Source organism: Streptomyces sp. NPDC002911 (genome assembly GCF_053591835.1).
Genome location: NZ_JBSFUO010000082.1, coordinates 1 through 2,347 on the forward strand (window position 1 = coordinate 1; position 2,347 = coordinate 2,347).

2 protein-coding genes and 1 pseudogene are annotated in these 2,347 nt (G+C 67.1%); 1 reads left to right on the forward strand and 2 read right to left on the reverse strand.

Annotated features, from left to right (window positions below; all coding sequences use genetic code 11):
• Positions 1 to 117: 117 nt before the first annotated feature.
• Positions 118 to 591, reverse strand: a complete 474-nt coding sequence (locus tag ACWD04_RS33900; RefSeq protein ID WP_451137568.1) for a hypothetical protein — start codon at positions 589 to 591, stop codon at positions 118 to 120.
• A 167-nt stretch (positions 592 to 758) separates the two neighbouring features.
• A pseudogene (locus tag ACWD04_RS33905) lies at positions 759 to 1,229 on the reverse strand (transposase); the annotation flags it as partial.
• A 93-nt stretch (positions 1,230 to 1,322) separates the two neighbouring features.
• Between ACWD04_RS33905 and ACWD04_RS33910 the strand changes: the two are divergent.
• A partial coding sequence (locus ACWD04_RS33910) for an ISL3 family transposase (protein ID WP_451137569.1) occupies positions 1,323 to 2,347 on the forward strand: 1,025 nt, incomplete at its 3' end.

Sequence of the window (2,347 nt, forward strand, 5' to 3'; positions counted from 1 at the left end):
TGTGAGTGGTGTACTCCCTTGTCCAGTCCCGACCGGTGGGGCCCCGCCGTCGACGGCGGGCCACAACGGATCGGCAACGCGCTGGACGTGGCCGACCGGCAGATGAGAGTCGGCGCGTCACTGCTCATCTAGGGATGTCTGCCGGGCAAGGAACTCCTCGAATGCCGCCTTCTGCTTCGGATCCATGAAGCCTTGGCGGACATTGCGGGCCGCCTCCTGGAGCCAGTGAGCCTCCTCGGGGTCCAGTAGCTCGGCGACCACCACGCCTTTGCGAGCAACCGCCGTACGCCCTCCTACGCGACGACGAAAGAGCGTGAACGCACCGAATCCCTTAGGATGGGCCAGCTCCGGCTCCTCCGACACAGGCTGGTTCTCCTCCCCAGCTCCACTCGTCGGGTACGCGGTCGGGGCCCAATGTTCCCAGAGCGCCAGCGTGGCCGCGGGCACCAGCACCGCGCGTTCCGACTCTTCACGTCCCTCCCACATGAACCTGACAGAGACGGGCTCGCCTACCGCCTCGGCCAACCCGAGTACCCTCTCCATCTCATCGTTGATCGGGTAACCCGCCACTACAGCAATCTGAATGCCCATGGCGCCTGAGGCTACTGGCCACTTCCGACATGCCAGGCCCACAGCTCCTGCGGCTCGTCGACCACGGCGCACCACGTGGACCGTCCGAAACCGGTCATTTCACGACTGAGCGCCTGCCCGAGGCAATACTGCGACGGAGAGCAACCGCTCCACACGATTTGGGCCAGAGACACCTCGGCGCCATAGACCTCGGACAGGTGGGCCTGGACCTCACCGGTCGTCAGGCCCTTCGCGGCGAGCGAGATGACCATCTCGTCCACGCCGGACAGGCGCTTCTAACGCTTCTTCACGATCTTCGGCTCGAAGGAGCCCTCGCGGTCACGGGGCACAACTATCTCGACCGGGCCGATGTCGGTCAGCACGGTTTTGCCACGGGTCCCGTTGCGGCTGTTCCCGCCGTTCTTCCCGGCGGGATCATGCTTGTCATAGCCGAGGTGGTCGGTGATCTCGCCCTCGAGAGCAGACTCCAGGAGCCGCTTGGTCAGCTGCTGCAGCAACCCGCCCTCGCCGGTCAGCTGAAGGCCCTCGGCCTGAGCCCGACCCACCAGTTCATCAATCAGTCGATCGTCCACAGACCTCGGCAGCACGGCCTCAGATGGCTCGGCCGTCTCAATCTCGGTCACGTCGTCGCTGGTCATCGACGCATCTTCCAAGATCGGGAGTTACACCGAACGTTTGGCTCTGGCCCGTAATCGGTGGTGACGAAGTGTGACTGCCTTCGTTGGCATGGCATGCGTGATACCAACGAGCTTGTGGGTGCGGTGTTTTCGGGGCTTTCGGCTCTCGTCGTCGAGTGCGTGACGGACGGGGGCGAGGTCATCCGGGTGTCTGCGCGGACCCGGGACGATCCGGTGCCGTGCCCGGCGTGCGGGCAGCCGACGAGACGGGTGCACGGCTTCCATGGGCGGGTGGTCGCGGACGTGCCGGTGGACGGACGGCGGGTCGTGGTGTCGGTGCGAGTCCGACGCCTGGTCTGTCCGGTTCTCGGCTGCTCGCGGCAGACGTTCCGCGAACAGGTTCCCGGCGTCGTGGAGCGCTACCAGCGCCGCACCAACCGCCTTACCAGCCAACTGGGCTTGCTGGTAAGGGAGTTAGCGGGCCGGGCGGGCGCCCGCCTTTCCCGCGTTCTGGCCTGCGGGATCTCCCGCTCGACCGCCCTGCGCATGCTCATGTGCCAGGTGGTGACACCGCTGCGCGTCCCGCGCGTGCTCGGCATTGACGATTTCGCACTCAAACGCCGGCACCGCTACGCCACCGTGATCATCGACGCCGAGACCGGCGAGCGAATCGACGTCCTGCCCGACCGCACCGCCCAGACCCTGACCACCTGGCTGCGCCAGCACCCCGGATCCCAGTACGTCTGCCGCGACGGCTCAGCCACCTACGCCGAAGCGATCCGCCAAGCCCTCCCCGAAGCGGTGCAGGTCAGCGACAGGTGGCATCTCTGGTCCAACCTGTGCGGCAAGGTCCTGGCCGAAGTCCGCTCCCACGCCGCCTGCTGGGCCATCGTCGTGAACCCCGCCCGACCTGGGGGCATGCGCGAGCAGACCACCCGCGAGCGCTGGCAACGGGTCCACCATCTGCTCGACCAGGGCGTCGGCCTCCTCGAATGCGCCCGCCGCCTCGATGTCGCCCTGAACACCGTCAAGCGATACGCCCGGATGAAGGAGCCCACCGGCGACCGCCGCGCACCCCGCTACAAGCCCACACTCGCCGACCCCTACCGCGACCACCTGCGCCGGCGCCGAAGTGAAGA

Bases quoted from the DNA above. Each gene is read 5' to 3' on its own strand.
- ACWD04_RS33900 (WP_451137568.1), bottom strand. From the start codon at position 591: ATGGGCATTCAGATTGCTGTAGTGGCGGGTTACCCGATCAACGATGAG.